The sequence below is a fragment of the Pseudarthrobacter naphthalenicus genome (genome assembly GCF_029076445.1).
GTDB classification, from domain to species: domain Bacteria; phylum Actinomycetota; class Actinomycetes; order Actinomycetales; family Micrococcaceae; genus Arthrobacter; species Arthrobacter naphthalenicus.
Genome location: NZ_JARESG010000002.1, coordinates 26,778 through 48,053, shown reverse-complemented (window position 1 = coordinate 48,053; position 21,276 = coordinate 26,778). Strand labels below are relative to the sequence as shown.

At 64.1% G+C, this 21,276-nt stretch carries 19 protein-coding genes and 3 tRNA genes; 15 read left to right on the top strand and 7 right to left on the bottom strand.

Going from position 1 to position 21,276, the window contains the following annotated elements:
- Positions 1-22 precede the first annotated feature (22 nt).
- The 3 genes from dnaG (at position 23) to PY310_RS02315 (ending at position 2,307) form a co-directional block, all read left to right on the top strand.
- Entirely contained in the window at positions 23-1,945 is a 1,923-nt protein-coding gene (dnaG, locus tag PY310_RS02325; RefSeq protein ID WP_275212532.1) for a DNA primase, read from the top strand.
- 88 nt (positions 1,946-2,033) lie between these two features.
- Positions 2,034-2,106 (top strand) — tRNA-Asn (locus tag PY310_RS02320).
- A gap of 125 nt (positions 2,107-2,231) precedes the next feature.
- A tRNA-Asn gene (locus PY310_RS02315) sits at positions 2,232-2,307 on the top strand.
- Between the two features lie 49 nt (positions 2,308-2,356).
- Here the strand turns inward: PY310_RS02315 and PY310_RS02310 are convergent.
- The 3 genes from PY310_RS02310 to PY310_RS02300 all read right to left on the bottom strand — a co-directional run bounded on the left by PY310_RS02310 (position 2,357) and on the right by PY310_RS02300 (position 4,308).
- Positions 2,357-2,764 (bottom strand): hypothetical protein, encoded by a 408-nt coding sequence (locus PY310_RS02310; RefSeq protein ID WP_275212531.1) that lies wholly within the window; start codon positions 2,762-2,764, stop codon positions 2,357-2,359.
- 73 nt (positions 2,765-2,837) lie between these two features.
- A complete protein-coding gene (locus tag PY310_RS02305) occupies positions 2,838-3,017 on the bottom strand; it encodes a hypothetical protein (RefSeq protein WP_275212530.1) in 180 nt (59 codons plus the stop codon).
- 67 nt (positions 3,018-3,084) lie between these two features.
- A complete protein-coding gene (locus PY310_RS02300; protein WP_275212529.1) occupies positions 3,085-4,308 on the bottom strand; it encodes a multidrug effflux MFS transporter in 1,224 nt (407 codons plus the stop codon).
- Between the two features lie 201 nt (positions 4,309-4,509).
- Between PY310_RS02300 and PY310_RS02295 the strand changes: the two genes are divergently transcribed.
- The 5 genes from PY310_RS02295 to PY310_RS02275 all read left to right on the top strand — a co-directional run bounded on the left by PY310_RS02295 (position 4,510) and on the right by PY310_RS02275 (position 8,615).
- Complete coding sequence (locus tag PY310_RS02295; protein WP_275212528.1) at positions 4,510-5,364, top strand: phage holin family protein; 855 nt, start codon at positions 4,510-4,512, stop codon at positions 5,362-5,364.
- 66 nt (positions 5,365-5,430) lie between these two features.
- Positions 5,431-6,069: a CDP-alcohol phosphatidyltransferase family protein gene (locus PY310_RS02290; RefSeq protein ID WP_275212527.1), complete on the top strand. Its 639-nt coding sequence runs from the start codon at positions 5,431-5,433 to the stop codon at positions 6,067-6,069.
- Positions 6,069-6,977 carry a DMT family transporter gene (locus PY310_RS02285; RefSeq protein WP_275212526.1) on the top strand — a complete coding sequence of 303 codons (909 nt, stop codon included), beginning with the start codon at positions 6,069-6,071 and terminating at the stop codon, positions 6,975-6,977. Before PY310_RS02290 ends, PY310_RS02285 begins: the two co-directional genes overlap by 1 nt.
- 227 nt (positions 6,978-7,204) lie before the next feature.
- The gene (locus tag PY310_RS02280; protein WP_275212525.1) at positions 7,205-8,401 is read left to right on the top strand and encodes a glycosyltransferase; all 1,197 of its coding nucleotides are present in this window, start codon (positions 7,205-7,207) and stop codon (positions 8,399-8,401) included.
- A 140-nt stretch (positions 8,402-8,541) separates the two neighbouring features.
- A tRNA-Ile gene (locus PY310_RS02275) sits at positions 8,542-8,615 on the top strand.
- Between the two features lie 52 nt (positions 8,616-8,667).
- Here the strand turns inward: PY310_RS02275 and PY310_RS02270 are convergent.
- The gene (locus tag PY310_RS02270; protein ID WP_275212524.1) at positions 8,668-11,484 is read right to left on the bottom strand and encodes an AAA domain-containing protein; all 2,817 of its coding nucleotides are present in this window, start codon (positions 11,482-11,484) and stop codon (positions 8,668-8,670) included.
- A 258-nt stretch (positions 11,485-11,742) separates the two neighbouring features.
- On the opposite strand from PY310_RS02270, the gene PY310_RS02265 reads away from it, so the two are divergent.
- Complete coding sequence (locus PY310_RS02265) at positions 11,743-12,933, top strand: acyl-CoA dehydrogenase family protein (protein WP_275212523.1); 1,191 nt, start codon at positions 11,743-11,745, stop codon at positions 12,931-12,933.
- Positions 12,934-13,016: 83 nt separating this feature from the next.
- On the opposite strand, the gene PY310_RS02260 is transcribed toward PY310_RS02265, so the two are convergent.
- Positions 13,017-13,511 carry a M23 family metallopeptidase gene (locus PY310_RS02260; protein WP_275212522.1) on the bottom strand — a complete coding sequence of 165 codons (495 nt, stop codon included), beginning with the start codon at positions 13,509-13,511 and terminating at the stop codon, positions 13,017-13,019.
- Positions 13,512-13,912: 401 nt separating this feature from the next.
- On the opposite strand from PY310_RS02260, the gene rpsB reads away from it, so the two are divergent.
- From rpsB to PY310_RS02230, 6 genes are all read left to right on the top strand, one after another.
- Positions 13,913-14,812: a 30S ribosomal protein S2 gene (gene rpsB / locus PY310_RS02255; RefSeq protein WP_275212521.1), complete on the top strand. Its 900-nt coding sequence runs from the start codon at positions 13,913-13,915 to the stop codon at positions 14,810-14,812.
- A 129-nt stretch (positions 14,813-14,941) separates the two neighbouring features.
- A complete protein-coding gene (gene tsf / locus PY310_RS02250) occupies positions 14,942-15,778 on the top strand; it encodes a translation elongation factor Ts (protein ID WP_275212520.1) in 837 nt (278 codons plus the stop codon).
- 127 nt (positions 15,779-15,905) lie between these two features.
- On the top strand, positions 15,906-16,643 hold the full coding sequence (pyrH, locus tag PY310_RS02245; protein ID WP_275212519.1) for a UMP kinase: 738 nt from the start codon (positions 15,906-15,908) through the stop codon (positions 16,641-16,643).
- Between the two features lie 122 nt (positions 16,644-16,765).
- Positions 16,766-17,323, top strand: coding sequence for a ribosome recycling factor (frr, locus tag PY310_RS02240; protein WP_275212518.1), 558 nt, complete (start codon positions 16,766-16,768; stop codon positions 17,321-17,323).
- Positions 17,323-18,246: a phosphatidate cytidylyltransferase gene (locus tag PY310_RS02235; RefSeq protein WP_275212517.1), complete on the top strand. Its 924-nt coding sequence runs from the start codon at positions 17,323-17,325 to the stop codon at positions 18,244-18,246. Before frr ends, PY310_RS02235 begins: the two co-directional genes overlap by 1 nt.
- 99 nt (positions 18,247-18,345) lie before the next feature.
- Entirely contained in the window at positions 18,346-18,930 is a 585-nt protein-coding gene (locus tag PY310_RS02230) for a DivIVA domain-containing protein (protein WP_275212516.1), read from the top strand.
- A gap of 58 nt (positions 18,931-18,988) precedes the next feature.
- Here PY310_RS02230 and PY310_RS02225 read toward each other — a convergent pair whose 3' ends face one another.
- Positions 18,989-19,702 (bottom strand): hypothetical protein, encoded by a 714-nt coding sequence (locus PY310_RS02225; protein WP_275212808.1) that lies wholly within the window; start codon positions 19,700-19,702, stop codon positions 18,989-18,991.
- Positions 19,703-19,808: 106 nt separating this feature from the next.
- Complete coding sequence (locus PY310_RS02220) at positions 19,809-21,272, bottom strand: sodium/solute symporter (RefSeq protein ID WP_275212515.1); 1,464 nt, start codon at positions 21,270-21,272, stop codon at positions 19,809-19,811.
- Positions 21,273-21,276 lie beyond the last annotated feature (4 nt).

Genomic DNA, 21,276 nt, shown 5'->3' with positions numbered 1-21,276 from the left:
GTCCGGGGACTAGGATGGCTCTGTGGCTGGCCTGATCAAACGTGAAGATATTGACGAAGTACGCCAGCGCACGGACATCAAGGAAGTCGTGGACGGATACGTCACGCTCAAGGGTGCCGGGCTGGGAACCTACAAGGGCCTGTGCCCTTTCCACGACGAGCGCTCGCCGTCATTTACGGTCCGGCCGCAGGTGGGCAGGTACCACTGCTTCGGCTGCGGCGAAGACGGCGATGTCATCGCCTTCGTCCAGAAACAGGACCACACGTCCTTCCACGAGGCCGTGGAAAAGCTGGCATCCCGTATCGGTTACGAGCTCCGCTACGAGGACGGCGGAACCGGGCCGAGCCGCGAAGAGGTGGGCAAGCGGCAGCGCCTCCTGGATGCCCACAAAATCGCCGATGAGTTCTTCCGCGCCCAGCTGCTGACCCCGGGCGCCGCTGAGGGGCGGAATTTCCTCTATAGCCGCGGTTTTGACCGCGCGGCCTCGGAGCAGTTCGGCGTCGGCTACGCACCGCAGGGCTGGGATGCCCTGCTGAAGCACCTGCGCGGGCGCGGCTTCACGGACGCTGAGTTGAAACTGACGGGAATGTTCTCCGAAGGCAACCGCGGAATCTACGATCGCTTCCGGGGCCGGCTGATCTGGCCCATCCGCGACATCTCCGGGGACACCATCGGCTTCGGCGCCAGGAAACTCTACGAGGATGACCAGGGGCCCAAGTACCTCAACACCCCCGAAACCACGCTTTACAAGAAGTCACAGGTCCTCTACGGGATCGATCTTGCCAAGAAGCACGTCGCCAAGGACCGGCAGCTGGTGGTGGTGGAGGGCTACACGGACGTGATGGCCTGCCACCTGGCAGGAATCCCGACGGCGGTGGCCACCTGCGGAACCGCATTCGGCACCGAGCACATCAAGATCGCCCGGCGCCTCCTGTCCGACGACGGCACCGGCGGCGAGGTCATCTTCACCTTCGACGGGGACGCCGCGGGGCAGAAGGCTGCGCTGCGCGCCTTCGAGGAGGATCAGCGCTTCGTGGCGCAGAACTATGTGGCCGTGGACCCCACCGGCGCCGACCCCTGTGATCTCCGCCAGACCAAGGGCGATGAGGCTGTCAGGGACCTGATCAACAGCCGGCGCCCACTTTTTGAATTCGCCATCAAAGCCACCCTGAAGCGCCACAACCTGGACACGGTGGAGGGCCGCGTGGCGGCGCTCCGCGAAGCTGCACCGGTGGTGGGGCAGATCCGTGATGCCGCCATCCGGCCCGGTTACGCCCGCCAACTGGCAGGCTGGCTGGGGATGCCCGTGGAAGAGGTCAGCCGGGCCGTCGCCGTTGCCATGAAACGTGAAGGCGGCGCGGCTGCGTCGCCGGGCGCACCATCCGGAGCCTCCGCTGCGGCGCGCGGCACCCAACCGGGAGGTCCCGGCGTGGCTGCCGGGGCGGCGTCGGGCGCTGTCCCTTCCTTCCACCGCCCCGATCCGCGTGATCCGGTGGCGTCCATGGAGCGGCAGGCGCTGGAAGTGGCACTCCAGGAGCCGGCGCTGCTGGGCGGGGGCATCTGGGAGCGTTTCTCGGCCGCGCGGTTCGTGACGCCCGCCTTCCAGGCTGTGCACGATGCCATGCGTGCCTCGGGCCCCGGACTGATCGGCGAACCGCTCCGCTGGGTGGAGCAGGTGATGCACGAGGTGCCCGAACCGCTGCGTCCGCTGGTGTCTGAACTTGCCGTGGTGCCGCTGCCCGCCAGCACCGCCGAAGCTGTCCAGAAGTACTGCAGGGATATCCTGGCGCGGTTGTTCGAGCTGCAGATCACCAGGGTCAAGGCGGACAAGATGGGCCAGCTGCAGCGGCTGGACCCGGCGGCCAGTCCGGACGAGTTCCAGCGGCTCAACCGGGAGTTGATGATGCTCGAAATGGAGCGTCGCGCCTTGCGCTCGGACGCTTAGCTCCGGCCCTTGTGTTCCCGGCTGCTGCCGGTCCGGTTCCCGATTTCGCTTCCAGCAGCGGTGTTTGCTAGGCTGATACCCGCTTCATTCCTCCTTAGCTCAATTGGCAGAGCATTCGACTGTTAATCGAAGGGTTGCTGGTTCAAGTCCAGCAGGAGGAGCGCACAATCCCCGTTCCGGATCTCCGGGACGGGGATTTTTTTATACCAGGGGAGGGTATTCCGTCCTGTCCGGGAGCCGATTTCACATTGGCGCGAAACCTTTGCTAAGGTCGTACCTGCTTCATTCCTCCTTAGCTCAATTGGCAGAGCATTCGACTGTTAATCGAAGGGTTGCTGGTTCAAGTCCAGCAGGAGGAGCCAGCACACAGCAAATCCCCGTTCTCCTCGTGAGGACGGGGATTTGCTGCTTTCAGACGAAGTCCATTTCCACCTGCAGGAAGCGTTCGGCTTCCGCAATCGCGGCCTGGAAGGCCTCCTGCTCGGTGGGTGACTTGCGGGGTTCGCGGGGGTGCCATTCGTGCGGCGCTGAGTGGACACGGACAAAGCCCGTGCCCGGGGGCGCGTAAAAGATGCCAAAGCGCTGCACCGGCCATTCAGGGGAGGTCTCCGGGGCCACCAGGAGGGCTGCGCTGAAGGCGGGGTTGAACCATTGGGCGATGGGCCGGCGCCGGTCTTCCGTGAAAAGACCAGCGGCATAGAGGGCTGCGGACTGCTGGCCGGTCTGGGCGCACAGCCGGTCCCACCACAGTGGCAGGATGCCGGAGTCGCAACGTTGCCATGTGGCCGGGAGCGGCGAGGGGGACTGCCAGCTGGGCACGGAATTATTTTATCGCGGGAGTGCGCGCCACGGCAGGTGCTGACCCCGGCGCCGTTGCGGCTGGTTCCTGCTGTCAGCGGCGGTTCCAGGGGCCCGGGTTGACGCGGTACAGCAGCGCGGAGCCTGCCAGCGCCCCCAGGATGATGCCCATGGCACCGTTGCCCATGACCCGCCCCACGAAGTAGCCGGCGACGGCGCCCAGTACCGCCCCGAGGAACAGGCCGCGGGGGTTGCGGTGCGGTCTGCGCTTCACCGGATCGCCCCGCTTCACCGGATCGCCCGTTTCGCTTGGATCGCCCGCTTCACTTGGATCGCCCTGTTCACTGGATCGCCGGCACGGTCCGGGGCCTGACGATCAGCCAGAGGCCGGCGATGGCCGCCAGGATGCATGCAGCCTGGACGGCGCCCATGGGCGCGGCGCTGGTGATGCCCAGCCAGCCCACCACCGGCGAGATCAGGCCCGCCGTCATGAAAGTGGCCGCGCCCAGAAGCGAAGCCGCCGTCCCGGCCTGCGCGCCGTGGCTGGCCAGGGCCAGGACCTGCACGCAGGGGAAGGTGAAACCGGTGCCCAGGATGTAGAACCAGAGCGGTACAAGCACGCCCCACAGTCCCAGGCCCGCCTGATCGAAAATCACGATCAGCAAGGCCATGAGGAACATCCAGGCTGTGGAGCCGGCAACGATCCATTGCGGCGGGACGCGCCGGATGAGCCGTGAACTGATCTGGACGCCGGCCACGATGCCCAGGGAGTTGATGCCGAAGAGCAGGCCGTACTGCTGCGGCGAAAACCCAAAAATATCCTGGAACAGGAAGGGTGAGGCAGACAGGTACGTAAAGAGCCCGGCGAAGTTCATCCCGCCCACCACCAGCAACCCCACGAAGATCCGGTCCGTGAAGAGGGACTTGTAGCGCTGCCGGGCGGTCATGCCTGACTGGCCCCGCTTCTCCGGCGGCAGCGTTTCGCGGACCAGCACAAGGGACGCCACAATCACCAGGGCCCCGTAGCAGGCCAGGAACACAAAGATCCCGGGCCAGGGCATCACTAGGAGGAGCTGGGAGCCGATGACCGGAGCAAGGATCGGAGCCAGTCCATTCACCAGGGCCATGCGGGAGAACATCTTCACCATGGCGTAGCCGGAGAACAGGTCCCGCACCATGGCCAGCGCCACGACGCCACCGCCGGCGGCACCCACCCCCATCAGCACGCGGAAGAGCCCCAGGGTGGCGATGTCCGTGGACATTGCCGCCCCAATGGAGGAGGCAATGTGAAGGGCCGTGGCAAGGATCAGCGGCAGCCGCCTGCCGAACTTATCGCTGAAAGGTCCCACGATGAGCTGGCCCAGGGCAAAGCCGATGGTGGTCCCTGCCAGGGTCAGCTGGACCTGCGCCTCGGTGACTCCAAGGCTGGCCTCAAGGTCGGGGAACGCCGGCAGGTACAGATCGATGGTGAACGGTCCCAAGGCGGTGAGGGCACCGAGGAGCAGGATGTACAGCAGCCTCTGCCGGCGGCTCAGGGCGTCGCCCGGATTGGGGTGAGTGGTCACGGAGACCAATCCTAGGCGTGCGGGGTTCCTGTTTACCGTGGGACCGGCGCGCCGTTCCGGGTGTGGCAGGCGCGCCGTGAGGCCGGAGGGGGAAGTCTGGCCGGAAGCTGAATGGTAGTTTTGGGGGCGGGACCATGCCTGTGCACGCTCCCGCAGAACACGGAAGCCGAATCGACCATCCAACATGTAAGGCGGGAACCGATGAGCGGACGACACACCGGGCGCACCAGCCAGGGACTGCGCATCACCGCGCTGCCCAAAACGCTGAAACTACTTTTTCGCCTCGCGCCCCGCCAACTCAACGACGAAATCGCCTTCCTCAAGGTCGAACTCAAACGCAAGGGCATCCAGGTAGGGGTAGCGGCAGCATTCCTCGCCGTCGCCCTCGTTTTTGTGGCCTTCCTGGTGGTGGGCCTCATCGTGGCGGCCATCATGGGCCTTGCCACCATCATGCCGGCCTGGCTCGCGGCCCTGCTGGTCTGCGCGCTGTTCCTGATCATCGCCCTCATCGGGGCACTGATCGGCGTGCGCAAACTTAAGAAGGCCATGCCCCTGATGCCCGAGGAAACCATCCGGGGAATCAAATACGATCTGGGGATCGCCAAAGAAGGCTCGGACTTCAACGCTGCCCTGCTTGATCCGGCGAGTCCCGAGGCCAAGGCCGCAAAGGCTGCCAAGGATGAGGCCGCTGCCAAAGCCAAGGCGGAGAAGGAAGCCAAGGCCGAAGCCCAGAAGGTTGAGTTCCCGCACGCTTCCGAGCCGGAGCTTCACCGCCGGCTGGAACAGCGGCGGCGCCACATCGCCGAGGTCCGGGACGAACTCGACAGCGAGCTGGACGTCAAACCCCAGGTGAACTTCCTGGTAGATACCGCGAAAACAAAACTGGGCGAGGGCAAGGCCGTGCTGGCACAAGGCACCAACGCCGCCGGCCAAAAATTCTCAGCACTGGCAGAGTCCACGGAAGGCGCGAACGTCCGGTGGACGCCACTGGCGGTGCTGGCGGCCTCAGCCACCGTTTTTGTGGTCCTGCTGCGCCGGTTGCTCCGGAATCCGTAACGGCCTGCAACATCCACGCTGTGCCTTGGTTCCACGTTCAGGCTGTTTTATAAGGAGGGGAGCGGAGTGAGGTTCATCGGCGCTGGTGCGCGTTCCGACCGCCCCCAGGTCGACCACGACCGCGTTTTCACCGTCCCCAACGCCCTGACGGTGCTTCGCTTCATGGGTGTTCCGCTTTTCATCTGGCTGGTCCTTGCGGAGCAGGAGTACGGCGTCGCCGTTGTTGTCCTGGCCGTGATGGCTGGTTCGGACTGGATTGACGGCTACGTCGCACGCCGTTTTGACCAGGCCTCCAAATTGGGCCGTGTGATCGATCCCCTCGCTGACCGGCTGGCCCTGATTGCGGTGGCAATCACCCTGGTCATCGCCGGCGTCGTCCATTGGCTCTACCTGGCTGCGCTCCTGGTGCCCGACGCCGTGCTCCTGGCACTGACCCTCTTCTTTTTTCATGGCCACCCGGACCTGCCCGTGAGCCGGATCGGCAAAGTCCGCACCGGGCTCCTGCTGCTCGGCACACCCCTGCTGGTCCTGTCGCGGCTGGATTCCCCATTCGGCGGCCCACTGCTGGTAGCAGCGTGGATTGTCCTGGGCCTCGGCCTGGCCGGGCACTGGATTGCCGCCTACAACTACTTCTGGGCCATTCTGCGCAAAGGCCGCATGCAGTCGCATCACCCGGGCGAAGAGCACGACGGCGGTAGCGCCTGATGGTGTGGGTGGCGGTTCTGCTGGCGGTGCTCGGGGCGTTCTGCCTTGCCTTGGGGGCGCAGAAGCAGGGCAGTGCGGTGAAAGCCGATACCGGAGGCCTGGCACTGAGTTCAACCGGCTTCCTCCGCCTGCTGCGTAATCCGCGGTGGGTACTCGGGCTGCTCCTTCTCTGCCTCGGCATGGCAATGAACGCAGTGGCTCTGGTGTCGGCCCCGCTGACGGTGGTGCAGCCCATCGGCGCCATCGCCCTGGTCATCACCACCGTGGTGAATGCGCGGGACCAGGACATCACCATTAACCGGGCCACCATGGTGTCCATTGCCGCCTGCGTGACCGGGTCGGCGATGTTTGTCCTTCTGGCCGTGAATGTGACGCAGGAGAACCACCACGTAAATCCGGAGGACGAGCTGACCATAGTGCTGCTGCTCGCCTTGGCCGTGGGCGTGTTCGGAACCCTGGCAGCCATGTTCCGGCACCGGATGAGCGCCTTTGTGTACATCCTCGGCGCCGGCGTGCTTTTCGGCTTTGTTGCTGTCCTGACACGTATCATCGGCAAACATCTGCTGGACCCGAACGGACTGTTCCTGCTCAATGTCCAGTGGTACTCGGTGGTGGCCATTGTCGCAGCGGGCGGCCTGGGTTCCTGGTTTGTCCAAAGCGCATATTCGGGCGGCCCGCCGGATCTGGTCATTGCCGGCCTGACAGTTGTGGATCCCATGGTGGGCATTGCTATCGGCATCGTGATCCTCGGCGAATTGCGCCCTGACGTCCACGCCGTGATGGCGATTGCCATGGCTACCGCAGCTTCGCTTGCTATCGTGGGGGTGATCGCCCTCTCCAGGCACCACCCCGAGGTCACCAAACGCAGGAAGGATGCCCGGAAGGCGGCGGGCAGGGCGTCCCACTAGCCTGGATGCCCTCAGAGCCCATTTTCAACGCCAGACATTTCCATCCGCCGATCTTCTTCCCACCCGTTCTTACCCCGCCGATTCCTACCCAGCCGTTTCCCACCCTGCCGTTTCCTACCCTGCCGTTTCCTACCCCGCCGATTCAAAGCGGCCCCGCGCTCCGGCGCCGGCGGCCACCCGGTGCATTCAGCGTCAGCTGCGCACCGTGACCTTCAGGAGCTCCTCACGTGACAACGCCCGCAGACCAGCGTCCCCTGACCATCCTGATAGCCGCGGACACGTATCCGCCTCATGTGAATGGGGCCGCCCAGTTCAGCTACCGCCTGGCGAAGGGCATGACCGCCCGCGGCCACAACGTCAACGTGCTTGCCTGCCGCGCCGATAATGGCCCGAGCTTCACAGAGTTCCGTTCCGAGGCCACTGTGCACCGGCTTCACTCCCACGGCGTTTTCACGCATGAGTACTTCCGTATCTGTCTTCCGTGGGAGATCAAGAAGGAGATCAGCCTTCTCTTCGACCGGATCAACCCTGATGTGGTGCATATCCAGAGCCACTACATGATTGGCGAGCACGTCCTGTACGAAGCTGTGAAGCGGGGCATCAGGATCGTGGCCACCAACCACTTCATGCCGGAGAACCTGAACCCTTTCCTGCCGTTCCCGCAGTGGCTCAAGGACATCATCGGCAAGATCTCCTGGAAGGACATGGGCAAGGTCATGGGGCAGGCTGACGTCGTCACGACGCCGACACCGCTGGCTGCCAAGGCCATGCACCAGCACGCCTTCCTCCGCAAGGTGTTGCCCCTGTCCAACGGCATTGACTCCGCCGCCTATGAGCTGCATCGCGGTGAGGTCATCGAACCGCATGCCAACCCGACAGTGGTCTTTGTGGGCCGGTTGGCGGAGGAGAAGCACATTGACGTCCTGATCAACGCCGTGTCCAAGACTCCGCCGGAGCTTAACGTCCATCTGGAGATCGTTGGCGGCGGTGAAGTCCGCCCGGCCCTCGAAGCGCAAGCCAAACGGCTGGGCCTCGAGAACCGGGTCAGGTTCCTCGGCCTGGCCAGTGACGAGGAACTCCGCGAAACGTATATCAAGGCCGACCTCTTCTGCATGCCGGGTACCGCCGAGCTGCAGTCCCTGGTGACACTTGAAGCCATGTCCGCCTCTACGCCCGTAGTGCTGGCGGATGCCATGGCACTTCCACATTTGGTGCGCGACGGCGAGAACGGTTACCTGTTCACTCCCAACGACAGTGACGATCTGGCGAAGAAGATCACCCGTATCCTGGAGCTGCCTGCCGAGGAGCGCGCCGCCATGGGCCAGGCCAGCCGGCGGATGGTGGAACCGCACAGCCTCGAGGGCACCCTGCAAACCTTTGAGGACCTGTACCGCGGCGCCAGCTTCGAAGACAAAGTGGTCTGACGGCGCGGGAGCGGAAGGGCGGCACCCGGCACGACCCGGGCGGCCGCCGTGGTCCGGGGAAGCCTCCCCGGTTTGCTAGAGTGTTTTTGCCCTGCTGAAAGCAATGTCCCTACCCGGGACCACGCAACAGGCAGGGCCACGGGGCTATAGCTCAGCTGGTTAGAGCGCGGGACTCATAATCCTAAGGTCCTCGGTTCAAGTCCGAGTAGCCCTACCGACGACGATGCCCTCCGGGCTGCGGGAACGCAGCCCGGAGGGCATCGTCGTCACCTCGATTCCTTCTCCAGAATCGCGGTGGCGAGGCGCCGGCGGATCAGCTGTTCCTCACCGCTGCCGGTCGTCGGGAGCCGGAGGAGCGGAATGCCGTGTGCACGGCAGATTGCGTCCTTGAGGCCGTCCCGGACTGTCTGCCGGGCATCAGCCTCGTGGAAGGCAAAACCGTCAACTTCCACTGCAAGGACAGGCATGTTGGTGATGCGGTTGTAAACGACGAAGTCCACAGTGGCCCGGTTCCTCACATAGGAGACCTGCCCGGATGTGAGCCTGGAAAGGTCCGGGAGCAGATTCCTCAGGACAACCTGCTGGGCAACGGCAAAATCTTCGTAGGCCTCCTCGGCCAGGAGTTCGAGGAGCAGCGTCCACACGATGTTTTCGGAAGCGAACCTTGACGAGTTCTGCAATCGGGCCGCCAGGGGTCTGAGGGCCGCCGCATAGTCCTTGTAGAGGAGATCGAATACGGAGAGGACCGCGCTGTCAAATACCTCGTTCCCCGGGTCCTGGTACTGGATGAACCGGACGAGGTCCCGGAGGTGGCGGCTTGCCGGCAGCATCTGGTGATTGGTCACCAAAACGAAGCGTTTTACCGCGCGGGAGACGGCCACGTTCACCAGTTGGGGGTTATCCACAAACTCAATCCCGGAACGGCCGCTTTTGGTCTCGTCCAGGACTGTGCTCATGATGATGATGTCCTTTTCACGGCCCTGGAACTTGTGGACCGTGTCGGCCTCAATGGTGTTGCTGTTGGGCAGGGCACTCTCAATCGTGTTCTGAAGGGCTTCGGCGACTTTATCGACCTGCCGCCGGTACGGGGTGACCACGCCAATGTTTCCAGGTTCAGTGCCGGAGCAGAACGTCGTCAGCACTTCTCTGGCGATGACCTCCGCTTCACGTTGGTTGGTGCGGCCCCCGGGGTGCTGCCGCATATGGTTTCCCCGGGCGGTGCTTACCACGACGAGCGCCCGGCTGCCGGGGTCGCTGACGGTATACGGGACGAGCTGACCGCCGTAAAACTTTCGGTTGCAGAAGTCGATGATGGCGGGATCGCAGCGGTAGTGTTCCCGCAGCATGGTGCGGGGGAGTCCGCCGCCGAAGCGTTCGACGACAGAGGACAGGATGCTGTGCTTCCCGTAGTCGTAACCAGGGGCCGGTGCCGGCCGGGCGTGCCCGGACGCGCTCCTGTCCGGGATGTGCGGGAGCTGCCTCAGATCGCCCACAATAATGACGTTCCGTGCGCAGGAGAGGGCCAGGCCCGCAGCCAGCAGGTCTACCTGGGAAGCCTCATCGATGATCAGGTAGTCCAGCATGAACCCGCTGGGGATGCTTCGCCGCAGAGAGTGACACGTACTCAGAATCACCGGGTAGTCGTATGCGAAGGATGTGAAATGCTGCAGATAGGTGTCGTTCGAATAATCCTGCCGCCGGGCGCCGGCATAGCGCTGATGCAGGCTCGCCTCCAGCGCCTGCCGGGACACGTGCTTCAGTTCGTCTTCGAGACCGGACTGGTTGCCCTGCGCGAGCCGTTCCTCCGCTGCCTCCAACGTTCGTTCCAGTTCCGCGATTTTGTTGTCGTAGTAGGCGGCCTGAAGCCGCAGGACGACATCGGTGTCCTGGGGATCCAGGTCCCTCGTTGATCCGTAGCGGAAGCGGGTTTTGAACTGGCGGAAGAGTCTGCTGAGGAGGCTTTCCTCCTCGGGAATGGCCGCCGTCTCAGCGAGAAATTCGAGGATACGGATTGCCGGCAACCTAAGGAGCTTCAGGGCTGGGAGCCGGGGCAGCTGGTGCCCCTCGACGTGGAGGCTGAAGTGACGCCGCTCCAGCCGGAAGGCATCCAGTTCCTGCCGAAGCAAGGCCGCTTCCCCGGCCAACGCCTGCAGGCGCTGAACCTCGCCATCAAGGTCTGAAATCCGGCCGGCTGCCGGCATCGGAGTAACGGAACCTCCGGCCAGGCGCTGCGCCTTCACGTTTGCGGGGTGTTGTCCTTCGAAGAACCCGCGTCGGACGTCGCTCCGCCGCAAATCCGCAACAACGTGGCCGAATCCTTCATTGGCGAGCTTGTCGCGGACGTTCTCCACGGCAGCGTTGTTGAAAGAAACAATGCCCACAGTCTGTCCCGGCGAACTGATGATGTTGGCAACCAGGTTGAGGATTGTTTGCGTCTTCCCCGTTCCCGGCGGCCCGTCGATGACAGAAATACGGTGGGAGAGGCCTTTCCTGAGGGCTTCGCGCTGACTGAGGTTGGAGGAGAACGGAAGAATGAGTTCGTCCGCCCCGGCCGGGGGCGCCGGGTTCTCCCCGTTGAGATACAGGCTCAGGACGCTCCCGTGGGGGATTCTCTCGAGGTTCTGATACAACGGGCGCAACGGATCGTTCCGGCCAAGATGGGACACAACGTCCCGCCAGTAGTGGAGAACGTCCCGGGCGCCGGCGTCGGGATCTGCGGCCCGCATAATGCTGATCTCGTCCAGGCGGCATGTCTGGTACCGCTCGCGTCCGTCCGCTGACGAAAAAACCCGCCACCACGTCTGCCCGGACCCCTGGAAGCGCCACACTTCTGTAACGCCCTGCACGGAACGGCCGCGGACGCTGACGCCGTCCATTTCGCCAATCGGTTCCTGCTGTGGATTGCGGAGGATCAAGACTTTGCGGGCCGAGTAGCTGTACTTCTTCCTGCCGCCCGCGACCCGGAAGGTAAGGGAGGTGAAGTCTCCCTCCGGAGCGTACTCGATGACGTCCGGGGTCTTGTCGTCAAAACCGGACTGATCCTGCCGTCGGATGAGAATCGCTTCGCGGCGCGGATCAGTCATGGCAATTCCCCCAGGCAAAAGAGTTCAACATCCTTGCACTCCGACCCTACCCAAAGTTCTTTACCCGGCCGATGGTCTGCGGCGGCGACGGTCACGAGTCCTTCCCCTGGCGGATGCAGCCTTTCCGTCGCAGCCTTTCCGTCGCAGCCGTTGCAGACGGCCCGGCCAATGCGGTAAGTTACTCACCAGTAACTTATCGCCCTTCGGGAATCCCTCCCTTGAAGCCCGCCTGCCAACGCCGATCCCAGCGAGGAAACCATGTCCACGAAATCCATTGACATCAACAACCTGCCGTACGCTGACGGCGACTTCTTCGCCTTTGAACAGCTGCTGACGGGCAAGGAGCAGGACCGGCTGGCAGAGATCCGCGGCTTTCTCACCCGCGAAGTCCGGCCAATTGCCGTGGACTGCTGGAACCGCGGCGAATTCCCTATGGACCTCATTCCGAAGCTGGCTGAAATCGACCTGGTGAGCCCGGTGCGCCGGCAAGGGTATTCGAACCTGTTCGCCGGCCTGGTTCACGCCGAGGCCACCCGGGCCGACGCCTCCATCGCCACCTTCATGGGCGTCCATGACGGACTCTTCACCGGCTCAATCGAGGCATTGGCCTCGCAGGAACAGCAGGATGCCTGGTTGCCGGACATCTACTCGCTCAAGAAGATCGGCGCTTTCGGCCTCACCGAACCCCTTGGTGGTTCTGACGTGGCCGGCGGCACGCGCACCACGGCACAGCGCGACGGGGACACGTGGATCCTGAACGGCGCCAAGCGGTGGATCGGCAATGCGACCTTCTCCGACTGGGTGGTCATCTACGCGCGGGACATCGCAGACAACCAGGTCAAGGGATTCCTGGTGGACACCTCGCTTCCCGGCTACAGCGCCACAAAGATCGAAAACAAGATCTCACTCCGGACCGTCCAGAACGCCGACATTGCCCTGGACAATGTGGTGGTTCCGGACTTCTTCAAGCTCGCCGGGGCCAACAGCTTCCGTGACACCAACAAGGTCCTCAAGGTCACCCGGCTGGCTGTCGCCTGGCAGGCGGTAGGCCAGCAGCTTGCCGCCTTCGATGTGGCGCGGCGCTACGCGGTGGAACGCCATCAGTTTGGCCGTCCGCTGGCATCCTTCCAGCTGGTCCAGAGCCAGCTGGTGCAGATGCTGGGCAACGCCGTCAGCTCGATGGGGATGATGGTCAGGCTTTCCCAGCTGGAGGATGCCGGCCAGGCCAAGGACGAGCAGTCCGCGCTGGCCAAAGCGTTCACCACGGCCCGGATGCGCGAAAGCGTGGCGATCGGCCGCGGCCTTCTGGGCGGCAACGGGATTGTGACGGACTTCGAAATGGCCAAGATCTTCGCCGATGCGGAAGCCATCTACTCCTACGAGGGGACGCACGAGGTCAACACCCTGGTCACAGGCCGGGCCATCACCGGCATCTCAGCCATCGTCTGACGTGTCAGCGCTGATCAAACCCGGGCTATCGCGATCCAGGAAAACGGGATGCGGGCCATCCCTGGCTGTACGTAAGGCGGCCATCACCCTGCGCCGGGACTGAGGGGCAGCAGGATGGACGGCCTTAGGTCCGTAACGAATTGCAGTGGATTGACGTAGTCATCTCCCCGCCTGACTCCCCAATGGACGCAGCCGCGAGCGGGGCAGTGACCTGCTTGCACCGTGCCGATGATCTGGCCCTTGGTCACGACGTCTCCGGTGGCCAGCGCGCTGTCAACGGGCTCAAAGCTGCTGCGCAGGCCGCCACCGTGATCGATGGTGATCACGGGACGGTCGACGACGACGCCCACGAAGCTCACAGTGCCGGATGCCGGCGACGCGACCGGGCCGCCGTCGTCCGCTGCCTCCAGGTCCACGCCGCGATGCCCGCTCAGCCACGGTTTGTCCGGCGGGTCAAAGGCCCGGACGACGGCCGGCCTGGGCGTGAGCGGCCAGTCCCAGTCCGGGCGCGGGGCCGGTGCCTGGGGAACGGCGGCCGGCAGCAGAAGGACGGCAGCAAAGAGGAACGTTGCTTTCATCTGCCCAGCGTTCCGTACGGATTCTGCCGCCGCGAGGGCCCCGTGCTGCCATGTGGAAAACGCCCTCCCGCGGAGCCGATGCTGTCCGGCGTATATCGGCGCCTGTAGTACACTTGGTGGAGCAGTTTGCTGTGCCCTCAACGTGTATGCGTCGGCACGCCTCATTCAGGAATGCGGGGGAACAGCAGCTGACTACGCGCATCCAGACCTCCACCTGAAGCCCCGGCTTTCCTGTGGAGGATTGTGCCCCTTGCGGTCAGGACCCCGGTCCTGATGAGGGTCGCAATGGATGCCAGGAGCACGGCCCGCCTTGGGTCACGCTAATCAACCGTCAACTATTGGCAGGGTAAGAGAGTCTGAAAAGGTTCTCTCATGAATGACCTGCCGGAAGGAGCGTCGGCATGCCCGTCGTAACTATGCGCCAGCTGCTTGACAGCGGCGTCCACTTTGGACACCAGACCCGCCGTTGGAACCCGAAGATGAAGCGATTCATCTTCACGGAGCGCAACGGCATCTACATCATCGACCTGCAGCAGTCGCTGTCCTACATCGACCGCGCCTACGAGTTCGTCAAGGCCACCGTTGCACACGGCGGCACCGTACTCTTCGTCGGCACCAAGAAGCAGGCCCAGGAAGCAATTGCTGAGCAGGCAACCCGCGTTGGCCAGCCCTACGTGAACCAGCGCTGGCTCGGCGGTATGCTGACCAACTTCCAGACCGTTTCCAAGCGCATCCAGCGCATGAAGGAACTGGAAGAAATCGACTTCGACGACGTCGCCGGTTCCGCGTACACCAAGAAGGAACTGCTGCTCCTTCGCCGTGAACTCACCAAGCTGGAGACCAACCTCGGCGGTATCCGCAACCTGACCAAGGCACCCTCCGTGCTCTGGATCGTGGACACCAAGAAGGAACACCTGGCTGTTGACGAAGCCAAGAAGCTGAACATCCCGGTTGTGGCCATCCTGGACACCAACTGCGATCCTGACGAAGTCGACTTCCCGATCCCGGGCAACGACGACGCCATCCGCTCCGTGAATCTGCTGACCCGCGTTGTCGCGGACGCCGTTGCTGAGGGCCTCATCGCCCGCAACCAGCGTGCAACCGGCACCACCGAAGCTCCGGAAGAGCCGCTGGCTGAGTGGGAGCGCGAGCTCCTCGAAGGCAGCAAGACCGAAGAAGCTCCCGCAGCTGCTGCTCCGGCAGAGGAAGCACCCGCTGCTCCCGCTGCCGAGGAAGCTGCTCCGGTTGCAGAGGAAGCTCCGGCTGCTGCGGAAACGCCCGCCGCCGACGCGGACAAGTAAAACAAAGTAAATCCGGATTCTCCGGCGCTGTCCGCAGCTCCGGATCACTGACAGGATGGCGGCTCACCCGGTGAGCCGCTGTCCTGTCGGTCCGTACACCACATAAATTTTCTAGACAGAGGGGTTCACATGGCGAACTACACTGCCGCTGATATCAAGGCACTGCGCGAGCGCACCGGCGCCGGCATGATGGATGTCAAGAAGGCTCTCGACGAAGCCAACGGTGACGCCGAGAAGGCCATCGAAATCATCCGCATCAAGGGCCTCAAGGGCGCTACGAAGCGCGAAGGCCGCTCCACCGCTGAAGGCCTGGTGGCCGCGAAGGTCAGCAACGGCGTCGGCGTCATGATCGAGGTCAACTGCGAGACCGACTTCGTTGCCAAGGCTGACAAGTTCATCCAGCTGGCCGACAAGGTCCTGGCCGTGGCTGTGGAGTCCGGCGCTGCCGATCTCGACACCCTCCTCGCCACCGAAGTTGACGGCAAGCCGCTCTCCGAGGTTGTTGTCGAAGAAGGCGCCATCCTGGGCGAAAAGGTTGTTGTCCGCCGCATCTCCCGCATCGAGGGCGGCACGGTTGACGCGTACCTGCACAAGACCTCCAAGGACCTCCCGGCCCAGGTCGGTGTCCTGTTCGCTGTTGACGGTGAAGGCGAAGCCGCCGCTACCGCAGCGCACGACGTTGCAGTCCACATCGCTGCAATGTCCCCGAACTACCTGACCCGCGAAGACGTTCCGGCTGAGCTGGTTGAGTCTGAGCGTCGCATCGCCGAGGAGACTGCCAAGGCTGAAGGCAAGCCCGAGGCAGCCATGACCAAGATTGTGGAAGGCCGCGTGACGGGCTTCTACAAGGGCGAGGTCCTGGTTGACCAGGCATTTGCCAAGGATGCCAAGAAGTCTGTGGCGCAGGTCCTCGAAGAGGCCGGTGTCAAGGGCACGTCCTTCGCACGCTTCCGCGTCGGCTCCTAGTCGAATCCGCAAAAGGGGCGGCCACTTCGGTGGCCGCCCCTTTTGCATGCACCGGGTCACGGCCGGATGAGACCTTTGGCCGTCCGGCACGATAACCTTTTTCAGAGTCAACAACGGGAAGGCACCCATGGAAGCCGTCAATACTTCAAGCCAGCCGGACAAGAACCGGCGCCGCGTCCTCCTGAAGCTCTCAGGTGAGGTCTTCGGCGGCGGAAAGCTGGGCGTTGATCCCGACACAGTCCGCGGTGTGGCCAAGCAGATCGCCGCAGCCGTTCCCGACGTCGAAGTTGCCATCGTGGTGGGTGGCGGCAACTTCTTCCGCGGAGCCGAACTGTCCCAAAGCGGTATGGACCGCTCGCGTGCTGACTACATGGGCATGCTCGGCACCGTCATGAACTGCCTGGCCCTCCAGGACTTCCTGGAGCAGGCCGGCGTGGAGACCAGGGTCCAGAGCGCCATCACCATGGGCCAGGTCGCCGAGGCATACATTCCCCGCCGCGCCATCCGCCACATGGAAAAGGGCCGCGTAGTCATCTTCGGTGCCGGCGCCGGACTGCCCTATTTCTCCACCGATACGGTCGCTGCCCAGCGGGCCCTCGAAGTTCACGCCGATGTTGTGCTGATGGCCAAGAGCGGCGTGGACGCCGTTTACACCGCCGACCCGAAGAAGGATCCGGAGGCCGAGCGTCTGGACACCCTGAGCTACGACGACGCCCTGCGCCGGGACATCCGCGTGATGGACCAGACTGCGATGACCATGTGCAAGGACAACAACCTGTCCATGGTGGTCTTCGGGATGGAAGGCGAAGGGAACGTTACCCGCGCCATCCGGGGGGAAAAGCTGGGAACCCTGGTGACCCCCTAGCTACGGCTAGGATGATTTCAGCACCGTTCCACGCCGCTGGCATGGCCAGCGATGGAACCAGGAACACTGAACCACGATTGTGCAGCCGGTACGGGTATTGCACTGATTTCTGAGGAGAGACCGTGATCGAAGAAACCTTGCTCGAAGCCGAAGAGAAGATGGACAAGGCTGTCGAGGTAGCCAAGGAAGACTTCGCCTCGATCCGCACCGGGCGGGCGAATCCCGGCCTCTACAACAAGGTACTGGTGGACTACTACGGCTCGCCAACGCCGCTGCAGCAGCTCGCGTCCTTCGCCATCCCGGACGCCCGCACCATCCTCATCACCCCGTTCGACAAGACGGCCCTGCGGGATATCGAACGCGCCCTGAGCGACTCCGAGGTGGGCGCGAATCCGTCCAACGACGGCAACGTCATCAGGATCACCATCCCTGACCTGACGCAGGAGCGCCGCAAGGAGTACGTCAAGATCGTCAAGACCAAGGGCGAGGACGCGAAGATCTCCATCCGCAACATCCGCCGCAAGGCCAAGGAAACGCTGGACAAGCTGGTCAAGGATGGCGAAGCGGGCGAAGACGAAGGCAGCCGGGCCGAGAAGGAACTTGATACCCTGACCAAGGCTCACGTTGACGGCATCGACGAGCTGCTCAAGCGCAAGGAAGCAGAGCTGCTCGAAGTCTGATGAGCCAGGCAGAGCAAGCCCCCGCACAAAGGGCGCGCACGAAGGGGAAACAGCCGCGGACCAACCCGACGCCCAAGGCCGGCCGGAATCTTCCGGCGGCAATTGTGGTGGGTCTGGCCATGCTGATCGGTGTGCTCGGTGGGCTGCTCTTCCTTCCACTCGGTTTCGTCGCCGTCACGACGGGGTTTGCCATCTTCGGTGTCTGGGAGATTTTCCGCGCCCTGGAGGCGAACGGAACCCGGATGCCGATTGTCCCGGTCATGGTGGGCACCATCGCGATGCCGTTCGCGGCCTACTTCGGTGGCCTGGAAAGCCTGCTCTTCGCCATGCTTCTGAGCTGCGTGGCCGTGCTGCTGTGGCGGTCGGTGGAAAGCCCGGCCGGATCGGCGAACAGCATCTTTGCCGGAGTTTTCACACTCGGCTGGGTGCCGTTCTTCATCGGCTTCGCGTCGCTGCCGCTGCACGCGGCCGGTGTCGCCGCCCCGGTAGGACTCTGGCCCGGCGGGACCATTCCGCCTGGAGCGTGGCAAGTGGCGGTCATGCTGCTGCTGGTGGTCTCCAACGACACGTTCGGTTACCTCGTGGGCGCCTCCCTCGGCAAGCACCCCATGGCGCCGAAAATCAGCCCCAAGAAATCCTGGGAAGGGTTTGCGGGCTCCATCGCCGGGGCAACGCTCGTGGGAGTTCTTGCCTGTATCTTCATCCTCGACCGGCCCTGGTGGGTGGGGGTGATCCTGGCCGTCAGCCTGGTCGCCGCCTCCACCGCGGGAGACCTCGCCGAGTCCATGGTCAAGCGGGAACTCGGCATTAAGGACATGAGCAGCATCCTGCCCGGACACGGCGGCGTCATGGACCGGCTGGACTCAATCGTCTTTGCCTCGCCCGTGGCATTCGTCCTTTTCGCCACGGTCTCGGGTGTCTGAGCCCTGGCCACCTGATTACGCCCGCCGACCTCGCCGGACATCGCGGCACCATAGAATGGTGCCCACCTGACCCAGCTGAAAAGCAACAAAGGAACAACAGTGGCATTGGATTTTCAACGGAAAATTCCCGCGTCGTTTGAGCGCGTGCGGGGCAATGAGTTTGGTTACAACGCCAAGCAGGTGGATCAGTTCCTGCAGCGTGCCAAGGTGGCCCTTGAGACACCCAAGGCTGCCAGCCATACTGTCAGCAGCTCGGATGTCCGCAGCGTCTCCTTTGACCCGGTCAAGGGCGGCTACTCCGCAACGGTTGTGGACGCTGCCTTGGACCGCCTCGAAGATGCTTTCGCGCGCCGCGAACGGGACGAACTCATTGCCGCCCGGGGCGAGGATGCCTGGCTCCGTGAGATCGGAAACCTGTCCGGCGTCCTCCGGGGACGCCTGCACCGGCCGGACGGGGAACGCTTCCGGCGCCCCACCAGGAAAAAGGCCCGCAGCTACAACGTCTCGGACGTAGACAATCTCTGCCATAGCCTGATCGGCTACCTCGAGGAGGACCAGCCGCTCAGCGTGGACAGTATCCGCCGGGCCGTCTTCCGCCCCGCGGCGGGCCAGGACGGCTACGAGGAAACCCAGGTTGATGCGTTCCTGGACCGCGTGGTGGAACTCATGGCAGCCATCGACTAACGAGGCCGCAGGGCGCCGTCTCCGCTGGCGGTATGCGCTAGCCAGGCCGCGGCGGCTCCTAGCGAGCGTTGCTAGGTGTCGCCGGGTCCGACGGCGTGGGCGAGACAGGCCTGTAGTCACGCCAGAACGAGGCATAGGACCTGTAGCCGTGGATCGAAGACCCGGCCAGGAAGGCCAGTCCGGCCGCAGCCGCCGCAGCGGCGGCCATGCCCGTACCGGCACCGAGGACGGACGCCAGCAGCCCGGCCAGTATGGCGATGAGCGCGGAGTTCACTGTATGGATGAAGACCATGCTGCTGCCTGCAACGTGGCTCCATGAACTCCGCCGGCCCAGGAAATAGTATGTCTGCACGGAGCCGGACTGGTCGTCATGGGGAGAAGCCATGATGAACTTCGCAATACCGGGGTCCAGTTCGACGTAGGCCGCCCGGAGCCTGTTCATGGCAAGCACATACATGATGTCTTCGGCGGCGACGTTGAGCACCCGGACCTGGGTGAGCAGGCCCACCATCAAGTCCGTGAACAGCACCACTCCGGCCAGCAGGAGGAAAATATCCGAGAACCTGGTGGCCTGACCCACCAGGGCGAGGCTCACCAGACTGGCGGAGGTCAAGGTCAGGAACATGCTGATGCGTGTGAGGACTTCGCCCTGCGTCGTGCTGCGGGATGCCAGCAGGCTCCAGTGTTCGGTGGCGAGCAGTTGCGCCCGGACCGAAGGTGGCACGCTGTCCGGGGCGCCGTCGCCCGGGCTGAATCCGTCCTGCGGGGACATGCCGCCATTGTCCACCCTCGCGGCTGCATGCGCGAGTGCCATCGCGAGGATTCCTTGGGCCGGCCCCTGGCTTCCAACCTCTTCCGAGCCACCGCTGGCGCGGGGCTCAGCGTTCGGTGGCCAGCGGCCGTTCAGGCGTGTGCAGCCGTGTCATGACCCGGGTCATGGTTTTGGGAATCCGGTCTTTGGTGCCGCGGGAGACCAACACCATGACCGCAAAGGCGGCCGGTACCGTCCATGCCGCCGGCTGGGCCAGCCAGAACGGTGTGCCCGCACCCAGGACGGCCCCGCACACCATCGCCCCGCCGCAAAGAACGGCGCCCGTCACCATCCCGGCGATAGCGCCGGTATCGGTCAGCCCGCGCCACCAGATGCCCAAAAGCAGCACAGGGCACACAGTGGATGCCGTGAAGGCGAACACCAGGCCCACGCTGCCGGCCAGGGCCAAGGAATCAGTGGTCACGGCGAAGCCCAGCGGGACGATGGCGGAAATGACTGCCGCAAGCCGGAAACCGCGGACGCCGCCGCCGAGTACGTCCTGGCTGATGACCCCGGCCAGGGAAACCACCAGGCCCGAGGTGGTGGAAAGGAAAGCAGCAAAAGCCCCGGCAACCACCAACGCCGAAAGCAGGTCCCCGGCGGTGCCGCCGATCAGCTGTCCCGGCAGCAGCAGAACCACGGCGTCGGCCCGTCCCGACCTGGCGAGCTCCGGCGCGAACATCCTCCCCGCCAGTCCGTAGGCGGTCGGGAAGAGGTAGAACACCGAGAGCAGGCCAAGCACGATCAGGGTGGTCCGCCGCGCCGAACTGCCGTCGGGATTTGTATAGAACCGCACCAGGACATGGGGGAGTCCCAGGGTCCCGAACAGCAGGGCCACCAGCAGTGAGACGTTCTGGTAGGCGCCGGCGGGAGCCATTCCGGTGGGGTTCACGGCCGCGGGTGCCACCGCGGCGGTGCCGTCGCCGGCCAGCGTGAAAACGATGAACAGAACCGGAACGGCCAGAGCGGTGAGCTTCAGCCAGTACTGGAACGCCTGGACAAAGGTGATTGAGCGCATGCCGCCTGCAACCACGGTCAGGCACACCACAACGACCACAGCCACTGAGCCCACCCAGGGTGGCAGTCCGGTGGTGATCCGGATGGTGAGGGCTGCGCCGTGGAGCTGCGGCACAATGTACAGCCAGCCCACCACAACCACCACCAGACTGGTCACCCGCCGCACGGCACGCGAATCCAGCCTGGCTTCCGTGAAGTCAGGAATGGTGTAGGCCCCGGACCGGCGCAACGGGGCCGCCACAAACAGCAGCAACATCAGGTACCCGGCCGTGTAGCCCACGGGGAACCACAGCGCGTCTGTTCCCGAGAGCAGGATCAGCCCTGCCACTCCCAAAAAGCTGGCCGCTGACAGGTACTCGCCCCCGATGGCCGAGGCATTCCACCACGGCCGGACTGTCCGGGAAGCCACATAGAAATCGCCGGTGGTGCGGGAAACCCGCAGTCCGTAAAAGCCGATCACGGCGGTGGCCACGGACACCACAACAAGGGCCACCACGCCGACTGCGGGATTCATCGGG